The 24,150-nt window shown below is 61.6% G+C and carries 23 protein-coding genes; 16 read left to right on the top strand and 7 right to left on the bottom strand.

What is annotated here, in order from left to right; all coding sequences use genetic code 11:
- Window positions 1-51: 51 nt before the first annotated feature.
- The 3 genes from ACILSE_RS00355 to ACILSE_RS00345 all read right to left on the bottom strand — a co-directional run bounded on the left by ACILSE_RS00355 (window position 52) and on the right by ACILSE_RS00345 (window position 2,919).
- A complete protein-coding gene (locus tag ACILSE_RS00355) occupies window positions 52-1,038 on the bottom strand; it encodes a DUF3500 domain-containing protein (RefSeq protein WP_395715347.1) in 987 nt (328 codons plus the stop codon).
- A 67-nt stretch (window positions 1,039-1,105) separates the two neighbouring features.
- Window positions 1,106-2,071, bottom strand: a complete 966-nt coding sequence (locus ACILSE_RS00350) for an SGNH/GDSL hydrolase family protein (protein ID WP_395715346.1) — start codon at window positions 2,069-2,071, stop codon at window positions 1,106-1,108.
- A gap of 53 nt (window positions 2,072-2,124) precedes the next feature.
- Entirely contained in the window at window positions 2,125-2,919 is a 795-nt protein-coding gene (locus ACILSE_RS00345; RefSeq protein ID WP_395715345.1) for a class I SAM-dependent methyltransferase, read from the bottom strand.
- Between the two features lie 207 nt (window positions 2,920-3,126).
- Here ACILSE_RS00345 and ACILSE_RS00340 point away from each other — a divergent pair, with 207 nt between their 5' ends.
- From ACILSE_RS00340 to ACILSE_RS00280, 13 genes are all read left to right on the top strand, one after another.
- Window positions 3,127-3,621: a hypothetical protein gene (locus tag ACILSE_RS00340; protein WP_395715344.1), complete on the top strand. Its 495-nt coding sequence runs from the start codon at window positions 3,127-3,129 to the stop codon at window positions 3,619-3,621.
- A gap of 26 nt (window positions 3,622-3,647) precedes the next feature.
- On the top strand, window positions 3,648-4,397 hold the full coding sequence (locus tag ACILSE_RS00335) for a hypothetical protein (protein WP_395715343.1): 750 nt from the start codon (window positions 3,648-3,650) through the stop codon (window positions 4,395-4,397).
- Between the two features lie 20 nt (window positions 4,398-4,417).
- Window positions 4,418-5,662 carry a hypothetical protein gene (locus ACILSE_RS00330; protein WP_395715342.1) on the top strand — a complete coding sequence of 415 codons (1,245 nt, stop codon included), beginning with the start codon at window positions 4,418-4,420 and terminating at the stop codon, window positions 5,660-5,662.
- 7 nt (window positions 5,663-5,669) lie between these two features.
- On the top strand, window positions 5,670-6,068 hold the full coding sequence (locus tag ACILSE_RS00325) for a hypothetical protein (protein WP_395715341.1): 399 nt from the start codon (window positions 5,670-5,672) through the stop codon (window positions 6,066-6,068).
- Between the two features lie 148 nt (window positions 6,069-6,216).
- Window positions 6,217-7,710: a cellulose synthase family protein gene (locus tag ACILSE_RS00320; RefSeq protein ID WP_395715340.1), complete on the top strand. Its 1,494-nt coding sequence runs from the start codon at window positions 6,217-6,219 to the stop codon at window positions 7,708-7,710.
- A gap of 60 nt (window positions 7,711-7,770) precedes the next feature.
- Window positions 7,771-8,532 carry a PepSY-associated TM helix domain-containing protein gene (locus ACILSE_RS00315; RefSeq protein ID WP_395715339.1) on the top strand — a complete coding sequence of 254 codons (762 nt, stop codon included), beginning with the start codon at window positions 7,771-7,773 and terminating at the stop codon, window positions 8,530-8,532.
- A gap of 39 nt (window positions 8,533-8,571) precedes the next feature.
- The gene (locus ACILSE_RS00310) at window positions 8,572-8,784 is read left to right on the top strand and encodes a PepSY domain-containing protein (RefSeq protein ID WP_395715338.1); all 213 of its coding nucleotides are present in this window, start codon (window positions 8,572-8,574) and stop codon (window positions 8,782-8,784) included.
- 32 nt (window positions 8,785-8,816) lie between these two features.
- Window positions 8,817-10,124 carry a PQQ-binding-like beta-propeller repeat protein gene (locus ACILSE_RS00305; RefSeq protein WP_395715337.1) on the top strand — a complete coding sequence of 436 codons (1,308 nt, stop codon included), beginning with the start codon at window positions 8,817-8,819 and terminating at the stop codon, window positions 10,122-10,124.
- Between the two features lie 51 nt (window positions 10,125-10,175).
- On the top strand, window positions 10,176-11,156 hold the full coding sequence (locus tag ACILSE_RS00300; RefSeq protein WP_395715336.1) for a Gfo/Idh/MocA family protein: 981 nt from the start codon (window positions 10,176-10,178) through the stop codon (window positions 11,154-11,156).
- A gap of 168 nt (window positions 11,157-11,324) precedes the next feature.
- Window positions 11,325-12,953: a Do family serine endopeptidase gene (locus tag ACILSE_RS00295; protein WP_395715335.1), complete on the top strand. Its 1,629-nt coding sequence runs from the start codon at window positions 11,325-11,327 to the stop codon at window positions 12,951-12,953.
- A gap of 197 nt (window positions 12,954-13,150) precedes the next feature.
- The gene (locus ACILSE_RS00290) at window positions 13,151-13,945 is read left to right on the top strand and encodes a TatD family hydrolase (RefSeq protein WP_395715334.1); all 795 of its coding nucleotides are present in this window, start codon (window positions 13,151-13,153) and stop codon (window positions 13,943-13,945) included.
- A gap of 96 nt (window positions 13,946-14,041) precedes the next feature.
- Window positions 14,042-15,451: a pyruvate kinase gene (pyk, locus tag ACILSE_RS00285; RefSeq protein WP_395715333.1), complete on the top strand. Its 1,410-nt coding sequence runs from the start codon at window positions 14,042-14,044 to the stop codon at window positions 15,449-15,451.
- Window positions 15,452-15,511: 60 nt separating this feature from the next.
- Window positions 15,512-16,291, top strand: a complete 780-nt coding sequence (locus ACILSE_RS00280) for a hypothetical protein (RefSeq protein WP_395715332.1) — start codon at window positions 15,512-15,514, stop codon at window positions 16,289-16,291.
- Window positions 16,292-16,399: 108 nt separating this feature from the next.
- Here ACILSE_RS00280 and ACILSE_RS00275 read toward each other — a convergent pair whose 3' ends face one another.
- Both ACILSE_RS00275 and ACILSE_RS00270 read right to left on the bottom strand, forming a co-directional pair.
- Entirely contained in the window at window positions 16,400-16,528 is a 129-nt protein-coding gene (locus ACILSE_RS00275) for an entericidin (protein ID WP_395715331.1), read from the bottom strand.
- Window positions 16,529-16,690: 162 nt separating this feature from the next.
- Window positions 16,691-19,156 carry a PSD1 and planctomycete cytochrome C domain-containing protein gene (locus tag ACILSE_RS00270; RefSeq protein ID WP_395715330.1) on the bottom strand — a complete coding sequence of 822 codons (2,466 nt, stop codon included), beginning with the start codon at window positions 19,154-19,156 and terminating at the stop codon, window positions 16,691-16,693.
- A gap of 69 nt (window positions 19,157-19,225) precedes the next feature.
- Here ACILSE_RS00270 and ACILSE_RS00265 point away from each other — a divergent pair, with 69 nt between their 5' ends.
- Genes ACILSE_RS00265 through dtd form a run of 3 tightly spaced genes read left to right on the top strand, consistent with a single transcriptional unit; the run spans window position 19,226 to window position 21,893 of the window.
- On the top strand, window positions 19,226-20,458 hold the full coding sequence (locus ACILSE_RS00265; protein ID WP_395715329.1) for a thymidine phosphorylase: 1,233 nt from the start codon (window positions 19,226-19,228) through the stop codon (window positions 20,456-20,458).
- 12 nt (window positions 20,459-20,470) lie between these two features.
- Complete coding sequence (locus ACILSE_RS00260) at window positions 20,471-21,394, top strand: amidohydrolase family protein (RefSeq protein ID WP_395715328.1); 924 nt, start codon at window positions 20,471-20,473, stop codon at window positions 21,392-21,394.
- 46 nt (window positions 21,395-21,440) lie between these two features.
- A complete protein-coding gene (gene dtd / locus ACILSE_RS00255; RefSeq protein ID WP_395715327.1) occupies window positions 21,441-21,893 on the top strand; it encodes a D-aminoacyl-tRNA deacylase in 453 nt (150 codons plus the stop codon).
- Between the two features lie 51 nt (window positions 21,894-21,944).
- Here the strand turns inward: dtd and ACILSE_RS00250 are convergent, their stop codons facing one another.
- Together ACILSE_RS00250 and ACILSE_RS00245 are read right to left on the bottom strand one after the other, a co-directional pair.
- Window positions 21,945-22,541 (bottom strand): RNA polymerase sigma factor, encoded by a 597-nt coding sequence (locus ACILSE_RS00250; protein ID WP_395715326.1) that lies wholly within the window; start codon window positions 22,539-22,541, stop codon window positions 21,945-21,947.
- Between the two features lie 210 nt (window positions 22,542-22,751).
- A complete protein-coding gene (locus ACILSE_RS00245; RefSeq protein WP_395715325.1) occupies window positions 22,752-24,143 on the bottom strand; it encodes a sulfatase in 1,392 nt (463 codons plus the stop codon).
- Window positions 24,144-24,150 lie beyond the last annotated feature (7 nt).

Here is a 24,150-nt window from a genome sequence, read left to right as displayed (position 1 = left end):
GAGTCGAGGACGAGTTCGAGTGGGAGGACGAGGACGATTGGGCTGACGCCGTCACGCCGCGAGATGGAAATACCCGTGGATGTGCGGGAAGCCGCGGAAGTACCAGACCATGTCGGGGCCTTCGATCTGCCAGGTGTCCCACACCTGGTCGCCGCCGATGTCGTATTCGCCGCCGTAGCAGGAGATGAAGAGGCGCTCGATGATTTTCTTTTCCTCGATGGTCTTCAGCGTGGCCTCGACATCGGCAGGACGGAAGCAGACGAGCATGCGGCGCATGGTTTCGAGCAGCTTCGCCTGCTGGTCCTTCGTGAGGTCGGCTCCGGCAAGGCCGGGGAGGTCGTTCGCACGGCGGGCGATGACCTCGGCGGGCTTCTCCGAACGCGGTTCGCGGGCGACGAGGATTTTCTCGCGCTGCTTGCCGTCGAGGGCGCTGACGAACTCGTTGAAGGCGAGGCCCTGATACCAGAAGGGGTTCCCGGCGTGGTCCTTCTCCTCCCGGAAGGCTTTGGCGAAGTTCCCGTAGAAGATGGGCCGGCCGCCGAAGCCCGCGGCGTGGGCGGGATGCACGAAGGTGCGGCGGGTGACGTGGTGGCCGGTGTAGAGGAACTCGAAGTCGTCATCCTCCGGCGTGCCGAAGAAGCCGACGGAGGGCGTGTTCTTGATCTGGCCCATGAGGTCCTTCTGCACCTGCCAGTTCATCTTTTCGCGATGGTCGGGGTGATGCAGGGACTCGAAGATCTGCTTCACGAGGTCCTGCTGGTCCGGCGTGTAGAAGGTGTGCAGGCGCTGCTCGGGGCAGATGTACCACCAGTTGCTGACGAAGCCGCGCTTCGCGTGGTCGCGCGGCAGGACGATCTTCGCCCGCTGCTCCTCCGTGAGACTCTTGTAGAACTGCATGGCCAGCGAGTCCTTCGACGCGCCGGCGGCGGGGGCGGCGCGCAGCGATGGAAACGCGGCGAAGGCGGCGGAACCAAGCGTGCGGAGGATGTCACGACGGCTGGTGAGTTTCCCGGCGGTGGAGAGGAGGGGCGAGTTCATGGGCGGAGTGTCCCAAATACGGCGGCGAAAGGCGAGAACGATCTTGGGGCCCCACCTGAGACGCCCCTCACGGCCGCCGGGACTGCGCAAGCACCTCGCTTTTGATCTTCTGGATGGCCTCGTCGCCCTGAGCGATGAGCGGGTCGAACATGGGGATCTCCTTCGCGTTCTGGCCCTGCTCGTGTTTGCGGAAGCCGAAGAGGTAGGTCTCGTTCTGCGGACGCCAGCGGTTGAAGAAAAGCGTGTCCTTGGCGATGACGGCGCGGCGGAGGTTCTCAAGCGCGGGAGAGGGCGCGTCAGGCATCTTCAGGCCGAGGCCTTCGACGAGTTTCGCGGCGAGCTTTTCGTAGCCTTCCTGCGTATAGTGGACGCCGTTCTCCGTGAGCGGCTTCGCGGTGCGGCCGGGCTTCGGCAGGCCGCCCATGAGCTCGAACCAGTCGATGAAGTAGGCGTTCTGCATGCCGGCGAACTTCCGCAGCGCGTCGCGCAGGCTGGAAAGGTTCGCGTTCTGCTCGGAGAGGTCCGGCAGCGGCGGGGCGAGTGTTTCCAGCGGCGGAGGCGAGACGATGATGATGCGCACGCCGGGAGATTTCGCGCGGATGAGCTCGATGAGGCTGCGGTAGCCGCTCAAAAAGTCCGGCAGGCCGCCGAGACGCTCGAAGGCGAGCTCGGAGCCGTAGCAGAGCATGACGACGGTGGGCTTGAGCATTTCCAGATGGCCGGAGAGACGCTGCAAGCCCTCCTCCGGCGGGCCGAAATACGAGCGCGCATGACCGAAGACCGTGTCGCCGCTCCACGCGAGATTGCGCACGCTGACCTTCGTGTCGCCGAGGGCGAGGGCGAGCCTCGGCTCGAAGGCACCATAGCGCTGCTCGCGCTCGAAGACGGTGTTGCCGAGCAGAACCACACGGTCGCCATCCTTGAACTCGAACGTGGCGGGCTGGGACGGCGCGGCGGGCGCGTCTGTCGTCTGGGCGCAAAGGGAAGCCGCGCTGCTGAGCGCGATGAGACCGGCGAGGAGGCGAAGATTCATGCGGGATGTATTGGAGCGGAGGCGGCGGGAATTGTCCAGCGTGCAAAGCGGGCTCAGGCGCGTTTGCGCAGCACCAGCAGCACATCCGCGTAACTGTCGTCCAAACGGAGCGGCTCGGCGAGGTCGTAGGTGAAATCGTAGCACTCGACGAACTCCAGTTCCGGCACCTTGCGCAGCAGTGCCTTCAACTGGGCCGCGTCATAGGTTCGGAACTGCCAGCGCGTCTCCTGCATGTGCGTGCGGCCGGAGTCGGTGATGCGCAGACGGGTGCGGAGCTGTTCCAGGCGCGTTTTGCGGTCCGCAGGCCAGGTGTGGGTGTTGCACACGACCTCAACCTTGCCGCGCTTCGCCACCCAGCGCTCATGCTCGGGGCCGCCGCGGTCGTAATCCGTCAAATGCAGGCCGAGGAAGAAGAATCCGCCGGGCCGCAGAGCCGCCGCGACCCGCCGCAGGCACTCGGCGGCGTCTTTTTCCGTATGCAGGTATTTGAAGGTGCTCACCAGGCAGTGGGCGAGATCAAAGCCGCCCTTCACGCCCTTGGGCAACGTGAAGCTCTGCATCCAGTCCTCCCACAACCGCGCCTTGAGGCCGGCGGAAGCCATGCGCTCCAGCGCGAACTCGATCATGTTCGCGTTTCCGTCAAATCCGCTCACGTCCCAGCCGCGGCGGGCCATCTCCAACGCCAGACGGCCGCTGCCGCAGGCCGGTTCGAGCAGCCTTCTCCCCTGCCCGTCTCCATGTTTCACGAAGGCCCCTTCGAGAAAGTCGGCCTCCTGCCGCGTGCCGTCGTCGAAGACGATGTCGTAATAAAGAGGCGTGTCATACCAGTCGCGCTGTTCGGTGGGCATGCGGGCATGATGCGGACGGGACGATGATGTGCAAGGAAAGCGGATGCCGGACTTGCGCCGCATGCCAGGGAGAGGGCAAGGAACGTGAGGAGCCGCAGCCAGCCTGCCCCCACTGTTTGAAGCCCAACATTCCAGTCGGGCACATTTGACAAGAAGGGTTATCGGCCGGAAAGCCCGCGGGTTACCACAAACAACTCAACACACCCCATGAAAAGCTGCCTCCACATCCTTCTGGCCTGTTTCGCCCTTTCCCTCAATGCCTTCTCCAAAGACATGACCTACCCCAAGGCGGAGCCCATGATCTCCCTGTCCGTGCCGGAGGCCTGGGAGACGGAATGGGAGGACGACCTGCTCTACCTCCGCGCCGATGATGATGACAACGTGGTCGTCGAAGTCTCCGCCTTGAAGGCCACGAAACAGGAAGGGGCCAAGGCGCTGGAGGAGATGAAGACCGTGGTGCAGGATGCTTTCAAGAACGTGGAGTGGAAGCCGATGCAGGAAGGCGGCAGCAACAACGTCGGCATCTACATTCTCAATGGCAAGGGCCAGGACGATCAGGGCATGGCAAACATCAACGCGATCATGGTGACCAATGGTGACAACGACAAGCTCTTCATGGTCTTCATCGCCGCATCGCCAAAGGGCTCGGAGATGCACGGCGCGGCCATCGACGCGCTGCTGAAGTCCCTCAAGAAGATCTGAGATCAGACTGGCTCCATCTTCCGCCCATGAACAAGACCGCCCTGCTCGCGCTCGCCTTCCTGCTTCCCGTGGCGGAGGGCCGTGCGGACACGCAGGTGGTCTTCTTTGCCAGGGAGACCAAGACGGACTCCACTCGCATCGCCCTGAGCATCGAGAACGGTGAAAAGGTCAGCGGGACCAAAGCCTGGCTGCCGAAGGACGGGCACGGGGCCCGCGGCCACCTCGATGGCATCGTGAATGGCGATGTGATCCAAGTGCTGTGGACCTTTGAGATCGAGGGCAGCGAGCAGAGCGAGGAAATGGTGCTCAAACTCGATGGCGGGCAGCTCATGATCGGCGAGGGCGAGCTCGTCGAAGGCGGCAACGGCCGCATGAACCTCAAGGAGCCGAACAAGGTGGCCTTCACCACCTCGCTCAAAAAAGTGCCTTATACCGAGCCGAAGGCCGGCAGCCCGGAGCGGAAGGCCATCATGGATTCCATGCGAGTGCCCGTCACCGGGTATGCGGGCAAGGCGGTGCAGTTCACCGGCACCGTGCGCCAGGTGGGAAACTGGGCCAGCTTTACCGGCAGCGTGGCTCCCGCTGATGGCAAAAAACCGCGAAACGAGGACATCGCCGCCACGATGGAGCTCGATTTCGCCGCGCTGCTCCAAAAGGACGCCGAAGGAAACTGGCAGACGCTCCACTGGGGCTTTGCCGGAGACACCAGCGTCATGGAGGAAGCCCGCGAAAACCACCCCAAGGCGCCCTGGCCGCTCTTTGAGCCGGTGTGGTGACCTGCAAACCCCGAGCTCCCATGAAAACACCGCTGCTGCTCGCCGTGCTGCTCACGGCCACCTCGCTCCTCGCCCAGGACAAAGCGGCGCTGAAGCGCATCTCCACCGTCTTTGAGTCCGTGGAGCAGAACTATGAAAGCTGGCCCTGCCTCGGCTACAGCGCACAGGGACTCGAGGGCGGATTCTCCTTCGAGCACCACGTTTGGAAGAGCGAGGACGAGCCGCCTCTCTACCGCGTCGAATCGCTCACCTATGACGATCACGGCGAGGGAAAGAAGCAGTTCTTCATCCAGGGCGACGAGCTGCTCTTTGTGCTCGACCGCTCCGAGATGACGCCGATGCAGGAGAAGGCGGCCACGAGCGTCGTCGAAAAGCGTCTCTACTTCGCCAACGGCAGCCTCATCCGCATGCTCACCAAGGAAGGCAAATTCGCCGCAGGCAAGCCCACGGACACCACCGCCCTCAAGAACAAGGACATCCCCATTGATGAAGTCCAAGGCGCTGGAGAGCTCTTCGGCGAACTCGAGCAGGAAGTCAGGGCCATCATCGCCAAGGCCCGGCAGATCGCCTCCGACGAGGCCCCTGGCGGCGGCGTGGCGGAAGCAGGTGCGGCCACCGTCGGCGAGGGCTGGCGCCTCATCCGCGGCTCACAGTCCCGCGACGGCCGTTTCGCCCTCGCCTGGGGCATGCAGGGCAAATCCACGCCCGATGGTGAAGCCGACGAGGACGGCACGCTCTCCGCCGCGGACCCGGAAGCCAAGGGAATCACCAATTACGCCATCGATCTCCGCAGCGGAGCCATTCTTGGCAAAACGACCGGCCAGCATGCCGGTGACCGCCCTGACTTTGGCCACTACACCCACGAGGTCGCCTGGGGTTCCGCTGACACGGCTTTTGTTCAGGTATGCAGCGGCAAGTGGGCCACCTACACCGCCGCCGTCTATCAACTCACGCCGGACGGGAACGGCCTGTCCGAAGCGGCGGACCTGCTTGAACCCGCGAAGAAGGCCGCTTTTGAGCACTTGGAGAATGGCGGATTCTTCAAGAAGTTCGACAAGGACGCCTTCACCGTCACCCTGCACGATGTGAACATCGCCCAGCGCGGCGCCTCGACGGTTGTGGTCGTTGAAGCCAGCGGCCAGATCCCGAAGAGCGATCAAGACGGCGCTTACTTTGACACCACCATCACCTTCAAACTCATCCCCGATGAAAACGGCGGCGCTCCCAAGCTCAAGTGGAGCGGCACTGAGCAACACTCCGATTGATCCGCCCATGAACCCGCCCGCCGTGCCCGAATCATCTTCTCCTGGTCTTGGCCGCATCCTGGCGGGCCTCAGCCTCATCGCCGTCTGGGCTCTCGCTCATGTGATGTTGTTCTACCTCGTCTTCGTGAGCAGCTTTTTGCTGGAGCTTTTTCTGGGCATCGCACGATCCATTTTGTTCCCCGGTGAATCCCGCGAGATCATCATCAACAGTGACAAGTCCGTGTGGGCCGGCCTGCTCACCCTGGGCCTCTGGCTCGGCGGAGCCGCAGGCGTTCCGCTCGGACTGCGCGTCTTCTGGCGCGGGAAGGCACCGCTCCTGAAGCGCCTCTTCTGGCTCGCCCTTATCGCGGCCATTTTGCTGGATGCGGGTGCGCTCGTCAGCCTCGTGAAATCCTGCTTGAGTTAGGAGAGCCGGTTGACCACGAATCCGGCGCGCCTCCGAAAAGGTGGCAGCCTGCCCTGAAATTTAGCCACAAACAGGCCCAGTATTTGCTCTTGAATCCTGCGTTCTGGCGGCGATGAATGCCGCCCGTTTCCCTTGGACGGCTCCCCGTATGTTCGCCTGGGACAATTTTTTCTGGCTTGCCAGCTACATCCTTGTTTTCACCGCCCTGTCTGGCTTTGGAGCCCACAGGATCAAAGTGCTATACCATTTTTGGAAGCATCGCTCCGACGTGCCGAGTCCGGCGCGTGAGTTTGACGAACTGCCGGTCGTCACCGTCCAACTGCCGATCTTCAACGAATACGACGTGGTGGAAAACCTCCTGCGCTGCGTCAGCGCCCTGGATTATCCGCGTGAGAAGCTGCAAATCCAACTGCTGGACGACTCCACCGATGAAACCGCCGCCTTTGCCGAGAAACTGGCCGCAGGGCACGCCGCGCAGGGACTCGACATCGAATACCGCCACCGCACGAACCGCCATGGCTTCAAGGCCGGGGCGCTCGACGAGGCGATGGCCTCCGCGAAGGGCGAGTTCATCTGCATTTTCGACGCCGACTTCCAGCCGCAGCCGGACTACCTCAAGAAACTCATCCACCACTTCACCGACGAGAAGGTCGGCATGGTCCAGGCGCGCTGGGGGCATGCGAACAAGGACTTCTCCCTGCTCACCCGCCTGCAGGCCCTCTTTCTGGACGGCCATCTCGTGCTGGAGCAGACCGCCCGCAGCCGCCACGGCGAGTTTTTGAACTTCAACGGCACCGCCGGCATCTGGCGGCGCAAGGCCATCGAGGATGGCGGCGGCTGGCAGCATGACACGCTCACGGAAGACCTCGACCTCAGCTACCGCGCCCAGTTGAAGGGCTGGAAGTTCATCTACTTGAAGGATGTCGTCGTTCCTGCCGAACTGCCGCCGGACATGGACGGCTTCAAGAGCCAGCAGCACCGCTGGACGAAGGGCTCCATCCAGGTGTGCAAAAAAATCCTCGGTGACATCTGGCGCAGCGACATCCCGCTGGCGCTGAAGCTGGAGGCCACCGCTCACCTCACCTCGAACTTCGCCTACCTGCTCACGCTCTGCACGCTGGTGCTCATGTATCCGGCGAATTTCGTGATGGGCAGTTCGTGGCACAAGGCGGTCTTCGTCGATGTGCCGGTGTTCTTCTTCGCCTCGCTCAGCGTCATTGTCTTCTACATGACCGCCCAGGGCTCGCAGAGCAAATGGGGCTGGCTGAAAACTCTCCCCTACGTGCCCATGCTGCTCGCTCTCGGCATCGGGATGAGCATCAACAATGGCAGGGCGGTTCTCGAGGCGCTGCTCAACCAGGACAGCGAGTTTGTGCGCACGCCGAAGTATGGCATCGCCACACAGGCGCAGGCGGCGAAGAAAAAAACGCACTACAAGGCCGGCAAGTCCATCGCGTTGTGGATCGAGGTCGCGCTCACCGGCTACTTCGCCTGGATGATCGCCCTTGCCGCCCAGCGCGGCCAGTGGGGCTCGATCCCCTTCCTGCTGCTCTTCTTCGGCGGCTTCGGCTATGTGGCCGCCGGTTCGTTGATGAAACGTTTCAGCATGGAGCGCTTCCAGACGGCCCCGGTGACGGCTTGAGTGCGGGTTTCTCCGCAACGATGCGCGGCTTGCCCTGTTGAAGGATGAAAATCATTCTTCGTGAAAATCCGCCGCACTCTTCTCTGGTTGCACCGCTGGGTGGGTGTCGTTGCCGGTCTGGTCATCTTGTTTCTCGCCATCACCGGCGGAATGCTGGTCTTCCAGCACACGCAGGACCGCTGGTTGAATCCAGGGTTGTTTCCGCATCAGACGGGAAATCATGCGCCTGTGAGCAAGGCTTTGGAGGAGGTGGCCCGGAAGCACCCGGACATGCGCGTCCAGGGCATCAGGCTGCCACGGGACAAGCACGACGCGCTGGTCCTGATGGGCGGAAACCGCATGATTCACTGCGATCCGAGTTCCGGCGCGATTCTGGGCATCCGCCCGCGCATGGGCCTGTGGTGGCAGACGTTGGTAAAGCTGCATGTGAACCTCATGCTTGGCACGACGGGCGGATTGATCGTCGAAATCGCCACTTGGACAACGCTAGGCCTCGCACTCACCGGTTTGTGGCTGTGGTGGCCACTTCGCATCTTCGGTTTCCGCAAAGGCGCAAACTTCCGCCGCTTCAATCTCGATCTGCACAGTGTAGCGGGCCTTTATTCGTCGTTGTTCCTCATCATCGTCTGCATCACCGGCCTCACCATGCGGCATCTGCATCTTGAGCATCCGCATTCGCCCGGATCGCACGCTCCGCAGGCCGGAGCACGACGAATCAGCGTCGATGCGGCGGTTCACGCTGCCGAAGCCGCTCTGCCCGGAGCCAGGGCCGCCGCCGTGGAAATACCGCCGCCGAACCCGCATGCGACCTATCGCATCTAACTCGCGTTTCCCGAGGACGGATCGCCCGCGGGCCGCAGCGTGGTGTTTGTCGATCAGTGGAGCGGCAAAGCGCTCGCCGTTCATAGCGCCCGCGAAGGCGGATGGCTGCAACGCTACAACAATCTCCAGCTCTCGCTCCACATCGGCGCCGTCGGTGGCACGGCCACGCGATGGATCGCGTTCTTCGTCTGCGCGGCACTGCTCCTGCAGATTTTCAGCGGCTATGTGCTGTGGTGGAAGCGCACGGCGTAACTTTTCCCGACGCGCGGGGTTTCTCGGCGGTCATGAAATCGCTTCTCGCCCTCGCTTTCGCCTCAGTCACAGTCCACGCCGCCAATTCGACCGACTGGCCGCGCTTTCTCGGCCCCACAGGTGCGGCCATCGTCACGGAATCGAAGGTGCCGCTGAAATGGAGCGACTCGGAGAACATCGTGTGGAAGGCGGAGATGCCCGGCCCCGGTTCCTCCAGCCCGATCGTGCATGGCGACAAGGTTTTCGTGACCTGCTGGACGGGCTACGCCGACAAGGAGGGTGCGAATGACATGAGCAAGCTCACGCGACATCTCATCTGCCTCAATCGAGCCGATGGAAAGGTGCTCTGGGACGCCCCGGTGCCCTCCGCCGCCGCGGAAGATCCGTGGCAGGGTTTCATCACCGAGCACGGCTACGCCACGCACACGCCGGTGACGGATGGCGAGCGCGTTTATGTGTTTTTTGGCAAGAGCGGCGCGCTGGCCTTTGACATGCAGGGCAAACAACTGTGGCAGACCTCCTGCGGCACAGGCTCCGGCCGCATGCGCTGGGGGTCGGCGGCAAGCCCCATTCTGGCTGGCGATGTGCTTGTGGTAAACGCAAGCGACGAGGCTCAGGCGATCATCGGCCTCGACAAAAAGACCGGCAAAATCGTTTGGAAGGCCGAGGGCGAGTTCGGCATGGCCTACGGCACGCCGAACGTGTTTCAGCGCGATGGTGTGACCGACCTCGTCATCGCCGTGCCGCAGGAATTGTGGGGTCTGAATCCAGAAACCGGCAAGCTGCGCTGGTATGCCGTGCATGGCCTCAGCGGCAATGTCTCCCCCAGCGTGATCCCCGGCGGCGACACAGCCTACGTTTTCGGCGGCTACCCCGCCACGCGCAGCACGGCGATCAAACTCGGCGGCAAGGGCGACATCACCGCCAATGCGATCCTGTGGAGCAGCAACACCAGCTCGTATGTGCCGACGCCGATCCTCAAGGACGGCCATCTTTACGTCGTGAACGACCAGGGCTTCGCCACCTGCATCGACGCGAAGACAGGACAGGATGTGTTCCGTGAGCGCGTGATCGAAGGCGGCGGCGGTGGAGCGGGAGGCGGACGTCGTGGCGGCGGTGGGAAGCCGTTTTATGCCTCGCCCGTGCTCATCGGCGACAAGCTGGTCTGCGTCTCGCGCAAAAACGGCGCCTACATCATCGCCGCGAAGCCAAAGTTTGAGCTCATCGGCCACAACGTGCTCTCGCTCGACAATTCGCAGTTTAACGCCACGCCTGCGGTCAGCGGCGACCAGTTGCTCCTGCGCAGCGAGAAGGCCGTTTACTGCATCGGCACGAAGTAAGTTCGTTCATGCAGCGAAAGGCCGTGCCGCAGGTAGCGTAGTCATCGCCTCATGATTCGCTCCCTGCTTCTCGCCGCCGGCGCCCTGGCGCTGTTTTCCACTCACGCCTCCGCGCAAAACATCCGCGCCGGCATCATCGGCCTCGACACCTCGCACGCCGTCGCATTCACGAAGACGCTGAACACCACGCCGCAGAAGCCGGAAGTCATGGGCCTGCGTGTCGTCGCCGCTTATCCCCAGGGCTCGAAAGACATCGAGTCGAGCACCAAACGCGTGCCCGAATACACCGAGACCGTCAAAGCCCTCGGCGTCGAGATCGTGCCATCGATCGACGCCTTGCTCGACAAAGTGGACGTCGTCTTCCTCGAAACCAACGACGGCCGCCCGCACCTGGAGCAGCTTTTGGAGTGCCTGGAGGCGCACAAGCCCGTGTTCATCGACAAGCCCATCGCGGGAACGCTGGTCGATGCGATCAAGATGTTCGACGCCTCAAAGAAAACCGGCATTCCTGTCTTCTCCTCATCATCCCTGCGCTTCGGCAAGAGCACCCTCGCCGTGCGCAAAGGCAGCATCGGCCGCGTCAGCAGCGCGGAGACCACCAGCCCTGCCAGCCTGGAGCCGCATCATCCCGATCTATTTTGGTATGGCATCCATGGCGTTGAGTCGCTCTTCACCCTCATGGGCACCGGCTGCCAGGGCGTGAAACGCGGCACCACCGCCGACGGAAAAATCACCGTCACCGGCACGTGGGAAGGCGCGCGCACCGGCACCTACACCGAGGGCAAAGGCTATGGCGGCAAGGCCGTGGGGGACAAAGGTGCGGACGACACCGTCGGCAAATACGAGGGCTACGACCCGCTGCTCTTCTCCATTGTGCATTTCTTCCGCACCGGCATCGCGCCCGTCACGCCCGAGGAAACGCTCGAAATCTATGCCTTCATGGAAGCCGCCGACGAGAGCAAACGCCGTGGCGGGGCCGAAGTGACGCTGAAGGAGGTCATGGTCAAGGCGCTGGCCGAGGCACGGAAGTGACCGCGCTAAACGCCGCGCCTCCGGAGTTTTGTGTGCGGCGTAAATTATTCCACACATGCGCTATGCAGCGCGGGAAATTCATTCAACATTCCTCCCGTGCATACGTCTGTCAGCGCATGTCCCGACCTGTGTGCGGGACATGCAAACAAAACCCAACCCAACACCGACATGAAAACTCCCGCCCGCCTCAGCACCGCACTCGTCTGCGCCAACATGCTGGCCGCAGGATTCCAGCAGAGCACCATCCTGGCCGAAACAGCGCCTCCGAAGACCTCGGCGGCTGACTTCCAGGCCAAGATCGTCAAGGACGGCACGCCGCTGCCGAACAACGGCCAGCTCCAGATGAGCTACGCCACCGTGGTGGACAAGATCCTCCCCAGCGTCGTCACCATCTACTCCTCCGCGCCGATCAAAACCCCTGAGATCGACCAGATCCCGCCGCAGCTCCGCCCTTTCTTCTACCGTTTCTTCGGCGCGCCGGATGACTTCGGCGGCATGAACGAGGACGACGAGCCCCCGTTCAATCCCCGCGGCCGTCGGGGCCAGCCACAGCGTCCGCAGACACCACCGGAAGACGAGCAGAACCAGCAGCGCGGGGTCGGCTCCGGCTTCATCATTTCCGCGGACGGCTACATCATGACCAACAACCACGTCATCGCCGACGCGAAGAAAATCGAGGTCTCCGTCGATGTGGACGGCAGCAAGAAAAACTATACCGCCGAGGTCATCGGCGCCGATCCGCTCACCGACGTCGCCCTGATCAAAATCAACGCCACCGGCCTCAAGCCCGCCACCCTCGGTGACAGCGCTAAAATCCGTGTCGGCGACATCGTCCTCGCCGCCGGCGCGCCGATGGAACTCAGCCGCTCCGTGACGCAGGGCATCGTCAGCGCCCTCGGTCGCAGCGACGAAGGCATCGTCGGTAAAGGCCGCGTGAAAGGCTACGAAGACTTCATTCAGACCGACGCCTCGATCAATCCCGGCAACTCCGGCGGCCCGCTCGTCGATGGCATGGGCCGTGTCATCGGCATCAGCACCGCCATCCTCTCCCGCTCAGGCATGAACGCCGGAATCGGCTTCGCCATCCCGGTCAACATGGCCCTCGGCATCGTGGAAGACCTCCTCGATGACGGTGCCGTGCAGCGTGGTTTCCTCGGCGTTCAAATCGCCGACCTTGATGCGAACATGGCTGAGCGCCTCAAGATGAAGGAGCAGGGCGGCGCGGTCGTCATGATGGTCGGCGCTGACTCTCCGGCCGAGAAAGCCGGCATCCAACTCGAAGACGTCATCACATCCATCAATGGTCAAAAAGTGGACAGCAGCAGCCGTCTGCGCCTCATCGTCAGCGGCACCAAGCCGGGCACCGCGATCCCGATCGAGCTGCTGCGCAACGGCAAGCCCATGACCGTCACCGCCACGCTCGAAACACTGCCGGAAGAGGCGCTCGCGGAGACCGGCGCCGGTTCCCGTGCCATCCCCCGCCCCGGAGCGCCGAAACAGCAGGAAAATGTCTCCGATCTCGTTACCGGTGTCACCGTCCAGAACCTCTCCAAAGCCCTGCGTGAGCGCCACGATGTGCCGGAGAACGTCAACGGCGTCATTGTCACGAAGGTCGATCCCAACAGCCGTGCCGCCGCCATGGGCGTCGAGGAAGGCGACGTGATCTCCCATGTGAACCGCAAGCCCGTCACCACCGCCGCCGAGGCCCGCACACTCGCCAAAGAAAGCGACAAGACCGTGCTCCTGCGCGTCTGGCGCAAAGGGGACACCATGCTGCTCATGATCGGAAACAACTGACGGACGTAAGCTTCTTCAGCCCGCGCATGCCAAGTGGTGTGCGCGGGTTTTTTTGTACCGATGAAGACGTGCAAATGACGAAATCAGAAACCAGAATGACGAATCAATGACGAAGCCTGAGTGATGAAAATCCTCCCGGTCATTCCGGCATTTGAGCCTCATCCGTCATTGGCCATTCTGCTTTCGTCATTCCACCCATGCTCTTCGACGCCCACAATCACCTCCAGGACGAGCGCCTCGACCCTTGGCGCGATCAAATCATTGCCACGATGCCTCAGACCGGCCTCGCGGAGATGATCGTGAATGGATCGTGCGAGGAAGACTGGCCGCAGGTCGCCGCGCTAGCTCTTGAGCATGCCTGGGTTCGGCCAGCGTTCGGCCTGCACCCATGGTATGTCAAAGAGCGCGCAACGAACTGGCTCGATACGCTGCGTAAACACCTCGAAGCCCATCCAAGCGCAGTCGTTGGTGAAATCGGCCTCGACCGCTGGATCGAAAATCCCGACATCGACGCCCAGATCGAGTGCTTTCGAGATCAGATCGCACTCGCCGTGGAGCTCGACCGGCCAGCCACCATTCACTGTCTGCGCGCCTTCGGGCTGCTGGAGGAAACCTTGCACTCCATCACGCTGCCACGGCGCGGCTTTCTACTGCACTCGTATGGCGGTCCTGCGGAGATGATTCCGTCGTTCGCTGCCATGGGCGCGTATTTTTCCCTCAGCCCGTATTTCGGCCACCCGCGCAAGGCCGCGCAGCTCGCCGTCTTCAAGCACGTCCCGCTGGAACGCCTCCTCGCCGAGACTGACGCGCCGGACATGTGGCCGCCGGATGATTTGAACACGCATCCGCTCAAAACACCCGATGGCGGCTCCTTGAACCATCCCGCCAATCTCACGGTGAGCTACGCCTTGCTCGCAAAGATTCGCGAAATGCCGCCGCATGAGCTGCAAATGGCCGTCGCCACGAATTATCGAACCCTGTTCGGCCCTTGAGATCATTCCTCATTCGCCATTCCGGTTTCGTCATTGCTCCATTCCCGGCTTGCGTCCCCGCTCTGGCCCGCCATTTGCTCCACAGACATGCCTTCCATGCGCAAAACCAAAATCCTCTGCACTCTCGGCCCCGCCACGGAGAGTCCTGAAGTCATTTCCTCCCTCATCGCCAAAGGCGCCGACGTCATCCGCCTGAACATGAGCCACGCCTCGCATGACTGGGTCCGCGCCGTCTATGCCCGCGTGCGCGAGGCCGCCGCCGCCTCAAAGCGCGAGATCGCCGTGCTCATGGACCTCACCGGCCCCAGCATACGCACCGGCGATGTCGAGCAGCCCTGGCAGCTTCAGGTCGGCGATGTGGTCGAGTTCCGTTGCAAACCTGAGATCACCGCCAGCACGCAATACTCCGTCGGCGTGAACTACCCGGAGCTTGGCAAGGATCTCAAGGCCGGCGACACCATCATGGTCGATGGGGGCATGATCCAAATCAAGGCCACCGAAGTCTCCACCACCCGCGTCATCGGCAACGTCATGACGAAGGGCGAGATGAAGTCCCGCCGCCACATCAATCTTCCTGGCGTCCCTGTCCGCCTGCCGCCGCTGACGCAGAAAGACTACGCAGACCTCGACCTCGGCGTCGAACTCGGCGTCGATTTCTTCGCCCTCAGCTTCGCCCGCGAGCCCGGTCACATCCAGCATCTGCAGCTTCTCCTTGAGCAGAAACGCAGCAAGGCACGCGTCATCGCCAAGATCGAAAACCAGCAGGCCATCAACAACCTCGACGCCCTTGTTGAAGCCAGCGGCGGCATCATGATCGCCCGCGGCGACCTCGGCAGCGAATGCCCCATTGAAGACCTGCCGCTCATCCAGCGCCAGATCGTCGAGCGCTGCTCCTACCATGGCCGCAAGGTCATCGTCGCCACGCAGATGCTCGAAAGCATGATCGAAAACCCCGTGCCCACCCGCGCCGAGGTCACGGACATCTTCAACGCCGTCATCGAGCAGGTGGATTGCGTCATGCTCAGCGGCGAAACCAGCGTGGGCCGTTATCCCGACAAATGCGTGGAGGTGCTCAACACCGTCATCAGCCGCATCGAGCAAAAGTATCCCTCCGGCCGATTCGCCAGCGACGCCCCGCTGAAAACAAACAAGCACAAGACCGTCAAGGCCGCCATCCTGCTCGCCAACAGCATCCCCGGCTCCAAACTGCTCGTCTTCACCATTCGCGGCGTGATGGCGCATCTCCTCGCCCACCAGCGGCCTGAATTCGCGCCCATCTTCGCCTTCACGCCAAACCTGCACGTCTCCCGAACGCTTGTCACGGCACGCGGCGTGCATCCCTTCGTGCTCCAGTTCACCGAAGGCCAGCCCGAGGACAGCATTCGCAAGGCGCTCGACCTCCTGCGCGATGAAAACCTCATCAAAGCCGGCGATCCCCTCGTCATCCTCAGCGACGCTCTCTACGACGGCGTCAATGTCGATGCGATCCTGCTGCGCGAGGCTTGAACATCTGCCATCCCGACTGCAACTTCACCGGCCCAGGCTCGTATCCTTCCTGCATCCCCCATGCGTTTCCTGCCTTTGCTGCTCTCCATTCTTTTGATCACCGGCACGGCCCGGGCGGAGACACGCATCTTTGTCAGCCTCGCCGGAACGCTGCTGGAGGCGGAAATTACCGCCGTGGCCGGGGATAATGTCACATTGAAGCGAGTGAGCGATGAGCAGCCTCTCGTCGTGAGCCGCAAAACCCTCTGCAAGGAGGACAACGCCTTCATCACTCGCTGGATCGAGCAAAATCCGGAAAAGGCCCTCGCCCCAGAAGCCATGCCGGCCTCAACTCCAGCCCCAATCCAGAAGTTCAGCCTCGCCTGCCAGACGCTCCCATCCAAAAGCAACCGCGGACCTCCTGACGGAGGAGAACGCGTTGTCGAGCTTTCCTACAAGTTCAACCTCAGCAACCGCGAGGTTCGCCGCGACCTGGAGAAGGCCACGGGCATCGTCGTCACACTTGCCAAGAACACCAGAGATACCGGAAACGATTTGATCGTGCTGCAAAAGGAGATTTTCGACGTGAACATACCCGCCCAGTCGAAGATGGTGCATTCCACCACCCCTGTCCGCCTCACCTACTATCAAGGCACCCCGGCATATGGTGTGAAAAGTTATGGCTACGTCCTGATCATTCGTGACAGCGCCGGCAATGTGCTGTTCGTGGAGTCAAGCCCGGACAGCACTTCAAAGTTCACCAAGGAGATCGACGCTCTCGAACAGGTGCCTTGTGTCGTTGACCGGGACTTCAAGCTCAAGCCCGCCTCGGACGTGCCGTCCAGCTACATCAGCTTTTAGTCAGCGCCTTTGGGTGCCCGCTTTCGCGCCACGGCATAGAAAAAAGGCGTTGTCGCGGATCAAACGCAGACAACGCCCAAAATGGAAAAGATTAACCTGTTCGTGTGATTACTCGCCGCTGGCTGCGGCCTGAATGTCCTGCCCAAGGCCACGAATGGTGCGGCAGCTGGTGCCGAACAAGGTCCAGACGGTGGCGGCGGCGAGCACGAGGAGGAGGCGCTGTGTGGATGTTTTCATGGATGTGTTGATTTGGGTGCTGAGTTTGTGTGTGGAAATTGGTCAACGGCGGCGACCGTCGTTCTGACTAATTTCCGGCTGTTGATAGCATGATGCAAAACCCAAGCCAATCGAAATTGAGGCGTTGCGGGTTGATTCAACCGCGGCCGCCGGAAAAACGGCTCACTCCTTCGTCATGACCTCGTCAAGGTTGAAGAGCGTGAGACACACCCCGGCCAGCGCGGCATGCGTTGTTGGATGGATGGATTCATCACGTTTGGACTCGCCTACGGCGAGAAACTTCGTCGCGGCCTCTTGATTCGAGGCATATTGAGACTTCAGTTTCTGCAATTGCTGCCTGAGCAGCATGATCTCGCTTTGATCGGGTTTTCGGCAGATCGACATCCGAAACGCCTGCTCCAGCGCCGCGTCCTCGTTGCCACGATTCGCCAGGAGCACACGCTGCGCCAGCGCACGCGCCGCTTCGACGAAGGTGATGTCGTTCAAAGTCACCAGCGCGTGCAGCGGCGTGTTCGTGCGCGTCGTCTTCACCGCGCAGACCTGCCTCGCCGCGTTGTCGAAGAGCATCGTCGGCCCCACGATCCGCCTCCAGAACGTGTAAAGCGTGCGGCGATAAAGTGCATCACCGTGATCCTGCATGTAGCTCTTCTTGCCAAAAGTCGCCTCCTCCCAGATGCCCTCGGGTTGATACGGTTTCACCGACGGCCCACCGAGTTGCTCCTTCATCAAACCGGACACAAACAACGCCTGATCACGAATCATCCACGCTGGCATGCGAAAACGCGGCCCGCGTGAAAGATAACGATTCTCGGGATCAACCTCCGCCAACGGAGAACCGTGAACCGCGAACCGCGAACTCTGTTGGTAGGTCTCGCTCGTCACGATCAAGCGCATCAGCGCCTTCACATCCCAGCCGCTCTCGATGAATTCCGCCGCCAGCCAGTCGAGCAGCTCGCGATGCGGCGGCACCTCGCCCTGCACACCGAAATCCTCCGCCGTTTTGACCAGTCCCACGCCAAAAAATGCCTGCCAGAAGCGATTCACCGTCACCCGTGCCGTAAGCGGGTTGTCACGGCTCACGATCCATTGCGCGAGGCCGAGCCGGTTCTTCGGCGCATTTTGGGCCATCGGCGGCAGACTCGCTGGAACCGCAAAACTGACCTTCGTGGTCGTCGGCTTGTCATACGCGCCCTTTTCCAGCAGGAAGGTCTCCCGCGGCTTCGGTAGCGTGTCCATCACCATGACCTTGGTGACATTGTTGCTCGCGGAAACCCTGCCCCGCACTGCCGCCAGCAGCTTTTGCAGCAGCTTCGAGTATTCAGCGTCCTTTTCCTTGAAGTAACTCACCGCTTCCAGCAGTGGATCGACGCCTCGATTCTTCGGCTCCGTCTTCGCGATGTAGCTCGGCAGGTTGCCTGGCAGCTTGATCGCGTCGGATTCGGTGAGTGGCTTGCCCGCAGGGCGCGGGAACTTGGTCCATTCAAACGCCTCCACTTCCTGTGCGATGGCATTCACCTTCTCGGTGGCCTTTTTCACACGCTCAAGCTCGGCTGGCGTCGAAATATCCATCGCCGGTGCTGCCTGCCCGCTGCGGCCTTTGCCGTCCTCGCTCGTCTGGTTGAAGACATCGTAGAGCGCGTAGTAGTCGCGCATGGTCAGAGGGTCGAATTTGTGATCGTGGCACTTCGAGCATCCCATCGTCAGCCCCAGCCACACCGTGCTGGTCGTCTCGACGCGGTCCATCACGTTTTCGACACGCGTCTCTTCAGCGATGCGGCCGCCCTCGCCGTTGATCATGTGGTTGCGGTTGAATCCGGTCGCCAGTTTCTGCTCTGGCGTCGCGTTCGGCAGCAGATCGCCCGCAAGCTGCCAGATCGTGAACTGGTCGTAGCGCATGTTGTCATTGATCGCCTTCACCACCCAGTCGCGCCACGGCCACATCGTGCGCTCAGGGTCGCCCTGGTAGCCGTTGGTGTCCGCGTAGCGTGCCGCATCCAGCCAGTCCCAGGCCCAGCGTTCTCCAAACCGCGTGGAATCGAGCAGCTTCTCTACAAACGAACGGAATTTTGCGTCAGACCAGTCCGACACGTCAGACAAATCAGACGGCGCCGGAGGAAGTCCCGTCAAATCCAGCGCCACTCTTCTCATCAGCGTCGTCGTTTCCGCTCGTGGAGACGGCTTCAGGCCCTTCTCCGCCAGTTTGGCCCGCACAAACGCATCAATCGGATTCTTTGAGTCGTTCGCTGGCAGCTTCGGCCTCTCGATCCGCTCAAAGGCCCAGTGTTTGCCCCACTTTGCGCCTTGGTCGATCCACTGCTTCAGCAGTTGCTTCTGCGCCTCCGTCAGCTTGCGGTTGCTCTTCGGCGTCGGCATCACCTCATCGGGATCCGAGCTAAAAATGCGCTCGATGAGCAAACTTTCGTGACTCTTGCCCGCCACGACGGCCTTGGCAGCCTTGGCCTCCTTCTCCACATCCAGCCGCAGATCACCTTTGCGCTCCTTCGCGTCCTGACCGTGGCAGTGAAAGCAGTTTTCCGAGAGGATCGGCTGAATGTCCCGCGAGAAATCGATCTCCGCCGCTGGCGAAGCGGCGAAGACGCATAGAAACACGAAGGCAGGACGGATCATGAGGCAGCATCATACGACGAACGCACGTTCACTGTTGCCAAAGGTGCATGGCAGAACCTAGCATGCCGCATGCACATCCCCACCCTCATCGAGCGCAAGCGCGACGGCGGCGTCCTCAGCGATGAGGAAATCCACACCCTCATCGCCGCATTCACGCGCGGGGACATGCCGGAGTATCAGATGAGCTCGCTGGCGATGGCAATTTTCTTCCGCGGCATGACGCCGGAGGAAACCGCCGCGCTCACCGACGCGATGCTGCACAGCGGCACCATGCTCGCCTGGAACGATAGCGATCCGATCCGCGTCGATAAACACAGCACCGGTGGCATTGGCGACAAAACTTCGCTCGTGCTCGCGCCGTTGCTCGCCTGCGATGGTGTCTGGGTGCCGATGATCTCCGGCCGCGGCCTCGGCATCACCGGCGGCACGCTTGACAAGCTCGAAAGCATCCCCGGCTTCCGCACGCAGCTCAACGAAGTCGAAATCCACAACGTCATCGACCAAGTCGGCTGCGTCATGGTCGGCCAGACCAGCGGCATCTGCCCGGCGGACAAAAAACTCTACGCGCTACGCGACGTCACCGGCACCGTGCCAAGTATCCCGCTCATCACGGCGAGCATCATGAGCAAAAAACTCGCCGAAGGCCTCAACCGCCTCGTGCTCGACGTGAAATACGGCAGCGGAGCCTTCATGAAGACCGAAGAGCAGGCGCACGAACTCGCGCAAAGCATGGTCCGCGTCGGCAATGCGCTAGGCGTGCGCTCCAGCGTGCGATTGAGCGCCATGAACGAGCCCACCGGCGAATCCGCCGGCAACGCGCTCGAAGTCGCCGAATGCGTACGCTGCCTTCAAGGCGACGGCCCGCAGGATTTGGAGGACATCGTGCTCGATCTCGCCTCCGCTGTGGCCGTTTCACCTCGCGTTGATTTACAGAAGATGCTTCATCGCGGCGATGCGTGGCGCAAATTCCAGCAGATGGTCGCCCTACAGGGCGGCAACGTTGAAACGCTCGAAAAGATCACCTCCGTGCATCGCGCCCCGTTCATTGGTGAGTTCAAATCACCTGCCAGCGGCGTGCTGCAACGCATGGACGCGGGCGGTATCGGGCACGTCGTCCTCGAACTCGGTGCCGGTCGCTCCAAAGCTGCCGACCCCGTCGATTTCGCCGTCGGCTGCGATCAAATCGCCAAGACGGGCACGCAGGTGCGTGCTGGTGATGTGCTCCTACGTGTTCACGCCCGCTCGAAAAAGGCGTTGGAGCATGCGCTCGCCTTTTTGCCGCAGCACATTGAGGTCGTGTGACGTTTGTTTGCCATGAACCGCCGCCAGTTCCTCCAAACCACCGCTGCCGCCGCATTGCTTCCCGAAATCGTGCAAGCCGCACCGCCCGCGACCCGCATCATCGACACGCACACGCATTTCTATGATCCCACGCGTCCCGGTGGTGTGCCGTGGCCCGGCAAAGGCTCCAAGCTCTACCGCACCGTGCTGCCTGCTGACTGGCTTGCCGTGGCATCGCCGCATGGCGTGAAGGAAACGGTCATTGTCGAGGCCAGTCCGCTGGTGGAAGACAATCAGTGGATTCTCGATCTCGCCGCGAAGGAGAAGTCCATCGTCGGTTTTGTCGGTCATCTCGATCCGGGAGCCGAATTCGCCGCCAACTTGAAGCGCTTCGCCGCGAACCCGATCTTCCGTGGCATTCGCTGGAGCGGCAATTTCCTGCTCGATGAAGCGAAACGCGATTCCGTGCTCGCAGGGGCCAAACTCCTCGCTGAGCAAGGCCTCGAACTCGATTTGAATGGAGCGCCTGCTTACCTGCCCCACGCCGCGAAACTCGCCGCTGACATTCCCGATCTGCGCGTTCTCATCAACCACCTCGGCGCTTCCGGCGATCCGCAGGCTTTGAAACCGGAGTGGAAGGACAACATCCGCACCGTTGCCAAGCAGCCGAACGTCTTCATGAAGGTCTCCGCGCTCGTCGAGCAGGTGAAGTGTGCTGAAGGCCAGGCACCACGAGACACGGCCTACTACTTGCCCATCCTCGACCATCTCTGGGAAACCTTCGGCCCCGACCGCCTCATCTACGGCAGCAACTGGCCCGTGTCCGACAAAGGCGCGCCCTACAATGTCGTCTTCAAAATCGTGGACGAATACTTCCGCTCCAAAGGCACCGAGGCCTGCGAGAAATACTTCTGGAAGAACTCCCTCACCGCCTACCGCTGGATCGAACGCAAATAACCCGCCCCCCATTCGTCATTCATCATTCTGGTTTCGTCATTCCACCATGCGCCTCGTCATCCAACGTGTCTCCGAAGCCTCCGTCACCGTCGATGGTCAGATCACCGGCCAGATCGGCACGGGCTTGCTCATTCTCGCCGGCATCGAGCATGAGGACAGCGCCGAAGACGCCACCTGGCTAGTGCAGAAGGCCACCCAGATGCGCATCTTTGGCGATGCGGAGGGCAAGATGAACCTGTGTGTGAAAGACATCGGCGGAGATCTACTCGTGGTGAGCCAGTTCACGCTGCATGCGAGCACGAAAAAGGGCAACCGGCCCAGTTTCATCCGCGCGGCACGGCCTGAGCATGCGATTCCTCTCTACGAGCAGTTTTTGACCATGCTGGAAGCGGAGATGGGCAAGAAGGTCGAGCGCGGTGTCTTCGGAGCAGACATGAAGGTCGCTCTGATCAATGACGGCCCGGTGACGATCTGCATCGACTCACGGGCGCGCGAGTAAAATAGAAGGGCGGACCGAAGTCCGCCCCTCCTCAGGTTCTGGGGTTAAAAATCAGGCGAGACGCGGCTTCACCAGCGTTTCGAGGCGATTAACGCCACGACGTATGCGAGCTTTGATCGTGCCAAGCGGCTCGTTCAATCTCTCCGCCACCTCAGCCTGGGTGAGGCCGCTGAAATAGGTGAGTTCGATGGCTTCTCGCTGGTCGGCGGTGAGGCGCGAAACCGCGTTGTGGAGGATGGTGTCGCGTTCCTTGTCCACAAGGTTCTCATGACCTGACGGTTCAAACTCGAACTGGTCCTTCTTGTTCTCAGTCTCGAAATCGTCGTTGAGCCGGGATCGACGCTGCTTCGACCGGATGCGGTCAATAGCGCGGTTGCGTGCCAGAGTGGTCAGCCAAGTAAGCGGCTTGCCTTTGCGGGGTTCGTAGAGGTGGGCCTTGTTCCAGACCTGAACCAGCACCTCCTGCATCACGTCCTCCGTGTCATGATGGTCGTTCAGCACGTTCGAGATCGAGGCAAAAATCAAGCCGCTGTACTTCTTGTAGAAGGCTTGAAAGCTCGCCGCATCGCGCTCGGCGATGCGCTTCAAGAGACGGATGTCCGTCTCGACATTCGGATCTACTTCAGGGGTGGTTTCGATCGGAGTCATGGTGTGAGGGGATTTACTTATCCGTGCACCATTCTGCGACAAAACACCGTTTCGTCAAAGTTTGTTTTCATTTTTGTCTAAGACTTCCTCAAATCAGCTCCAATTTGTCGAAGTTTTAACTGAAGTGAGCTCGACACAGCCAGAGCCCGCCTGGCAGCGGTTTCCCAGGTGGGCGCACTCCTGTTCCTGGCGTCAAGTTTGCCCCGCAGATCACCGGGCCTCCATGCTGCCGACGAGCTGGCTCGGTGCTTCCTTCACGCTAGCGCGGTGTTTTTCGACAGAGGCCTTGATCTGCGCGATCACTTCCGGGTTCTTGTCGGCCACATTGCGAGCCTCGGAAGGGTCTTCATCCACGTTGTAGAGCTCTGGCACCTCATGGGCGACCGGCTTGTCCGGGCCGTAGGAACTGCGCGTGATGAAATGTGCCTTCCATGGGCCAAGGCGGGCGGCGTAGAGCTGCTGGCCGCGGTAGTAGCAAAACACATCACGCTCCACCTTTCCGCTGCCAAGCAGCAGCGGAGTGATGTCTTTCCCGTCGATCTCGCGATCCTGCGGCACCTGCGCCCCGCCGAGCTTCGCGAAGGTGGTGAACAAATCCATCGTGCAGGCCACATCCTGGCAGACGGACCACGACTGGATCTTCCCCGGCCACCAGGCGATGCCGGGCACGCGCATGCCGCCCTCCCAGGTGCTGCCCTTCCCTTCACGCAGCAGCCCTGCGCTGCCACCCGTCTCGCCCATGAGGAGCCAGGGGCCGTTGTCGCTGCTGAAAAACACCACCGTGTTCTCCGCGAGACCTGTTTCGCGCAGCGTGTCGAGCACGCGGCCCACGCTCCAGTCGAGTTCCTCCACCACATCACCGTAAAGGCCGCGCGGGCTTCTGCCTTTGAAGTCCTTTGACGCAAACAACGGTGTGTGCGGAAAAGTGTGCGGGAAGTAGAGAAAAAACGGCCTGGCCTTGTTCGTCGTGATGAACTTCACCGCCTCCTCGGTGTAGCGCCGTGTCAGCGTGGTCTGGTCGGCTTGTTTTTCGACCAGTTCCATGCCGCGATACAGCGGCGCATTCCAGTATTCGGCCTTCTGATCCGCCAAAGCGTTCGCCAGCTTCGGATTGTCCGCGCTGGGATCCATGTCGTTCGAGTGCGGCAGGCCGAAGTGAACATCGAATCCGTGCTGCATCGGATGATGCTTCGGATCGTTCGACCACACGCCGAGATGCCATTTGCCGACGATGCCGGTCGTGTAGCCTTTTTCCTTCAAAAGCTCGGCCAGCGTCACTTCCTCGTGAGGCAGACCGCCGGTGGAGACACGGCGCAGCACGCGGAACTGATCGTGGCACATGCCGTTGCGAATCGGATAACGACCGGTGAGCAAGGCCGCGCGGCTCGGCGTGCAAACCTCCGCCGCTGAATAGAACTGCGTGAAGCGCATCCCCTCCGCCGCCATGCGGTCGATGTTTGGCGTCCGGATCGTCGGATGCCCGTAGCAGCCGAGATCGCCGTAGCCAAGGTCATCGGCGTAGATGATGACGATGTTCGGCGGCGCACCAGAAGCGGAGAGCAGAGGACAGAGAGCGGAGAGGATGAAAAGCAGGTGTTTCATGGCAGGG

This window comes from Prosthecobacter sp. (genome assembly GCF_044236155.1).
Classification (GTDB): Bacteria; Verrucomicrobiota; Verrucomicrobiia; order Verrucomicrobiales; family Verrucomicrobiaceae; genus Prosthecobacter.
The sequence above is the reverse complement of the archived record's forward strand: the minus strand, read 5'-3'. Positions and strand labels throughout refer to the sequence as shown.

Excerpts from the sequence above, each read along its gene's own strand:
- ACILSE_RS00355 (WP_395715347.1), bottom strand. The coding sequence starts at position 1,038 with ATGAACTCGCCCCTCCTCTCCACCGCCGGGAAACTCACCAGCCGTCGT.
- ACILSE_RS00350 (WP_395715346.1), bottom strand. The coding sequence starts at position 2,071 with ATGAATCTTCGCCTCCTCGCCGGTCTCATCGCGCTCAGCAGCGCGGCT.
- ACILSE_RS00345 (WP_395715345.1), bottom strand. The coding sequence starts at position 2,919 with ATGCCCACCGAACAGCGCGACTGGTATGACACGCCTCTTTATTACGAC.
- ACILSE_RS00340 (WP_395715344.1), top strand. The coding sequence starts at position 3,127 with ATGAAAAGCTGCCTCCACATCCTTCTGGCCTGTTTCGCCCTTTCCCTC.
- ACILSE_RS00335 (WP_395715343.1), top strand. The coding sequence starts at position 3,648 with ATGAACAAGACCGCCCTGCTCGCGCTCGCCTTCCTGCTTCCCGTGGCG.
- ACILSE_RS00330 (WP_395715342.1), top strand. The coding sequence starts at position 4,418 with ATGAAAACACCGCTGCTGCTCGCCGTGCTGCTCACGGCCACCTCGCTC.
- ACILSE_RS00325 (WP_395715341.1), top strand. The coding sequence starts at position 5,670 with ATGAACCCGCCCGCCGTGCCCGAATCATCTTCTCCTGGTCTTGGCCGC.
- ACILSE_RS00320 (WP_395715340.1), top strand. The coding sequence starts at position 6,217 with ATGTTCGCCTGGGACAATTTTTTCTGGCTTGCCAGCTACATCCTTGTT.
- ACILSE_RS00305 (WP_395715337.1), top strand. The coding sequence starts at position 8,817 with ATGAAATCGCTTCTCGCCCTCGCTTTCGCCTCAGTCACAGTCCACGCC.
- ACILSE_RS00300 (WP_395715336.1), top strand. The coding sequence starts at position 10,176 with ATGATTCGCTCCCTGCTTCTCGCCGCCGGCGCCCTGGCGCTGTTTTCC.
- ACILSE_RS00295 (WP_395715335.1), top strand. The coding sequence starts at position 11,325 with ATGAAAACTCCCGCCCGCCTCAGCACCGCACTCGTCTGCGCCAACATG.
- ACILSE_RS00290 (WP_395715334.1), top strand. The coding sequence starts at position 13,151 with ATGCTCTTCGACGCCCACAATCACCTCCAGGACGAGCGCCTCGACCCT.
- pyk (WP_395715333.1), top strand. The coding sequence starts at position 14,042 with ATGCGCAAAACCAAAATCCTCTGCACTCTCGGCCCCGCCACGGAGAGT.
- ACILSE_RS00280 (WP_395715332.1), top strand. The coding sequence starts at position 15,512 with ATGCGTTTCCTGCCTTTGCTGCTCTCCATTCTTTTGATCACCGGCACG.
- ACILSE_RS00275 (WP_395715331.1), bottom strand. The coding sequence starts at position 16,528 with ATGAAAACATCCACACAGCGCCTCCTCCTCGTGCTCGCCGCCGCCACC.
- ACILSE_RS00270 (WP_395715330.1), bottom strand. The coding sequence starts at position 19,156 with ATGATCCGTCCTGCCTTCGTGTTTCTATGCGTCTTCGCCGCTTCGCCA.
- ACILSE_RS00265 (WP_395715329.1), top strand. The coding sequence starts at position 19,226 with ATGCACATCCCCACCCTCATCGAGCGCAAGCGCGACGGCGGCGTCCTC.
- ACILSE_RS00260 (WP_395715328.1), top strand. The coding sequence starts at position 20,471 with ATGAACCGCCGCCAGTTCCTCCAAACCACCGCTGCCGCCGCATTGCTT.
- dtd (WP_395715327.1), top strand. The coding sequence starts at position 21,441 with ATGCGCCTCGTCATCCAACGTGTCTCCGAAGCCTCCGTCACCGTCGAT.
- ACILSE_RS00250 (WP_395715326.1), bottom strand. The coding sequence starts at position 22,541 with ATGACTCCGATCGAAACCACCCCTGAAGTAGATCCGAATGTCGAGACG.
- ACILSE_RS00245 (WP_395715325.1), bottom strand. The coding sequence starts at position 24,143 with ATGAAACACCTGCTTTTCATCCTCTCCGCTCTCTGTCCTCTGCTCTCC.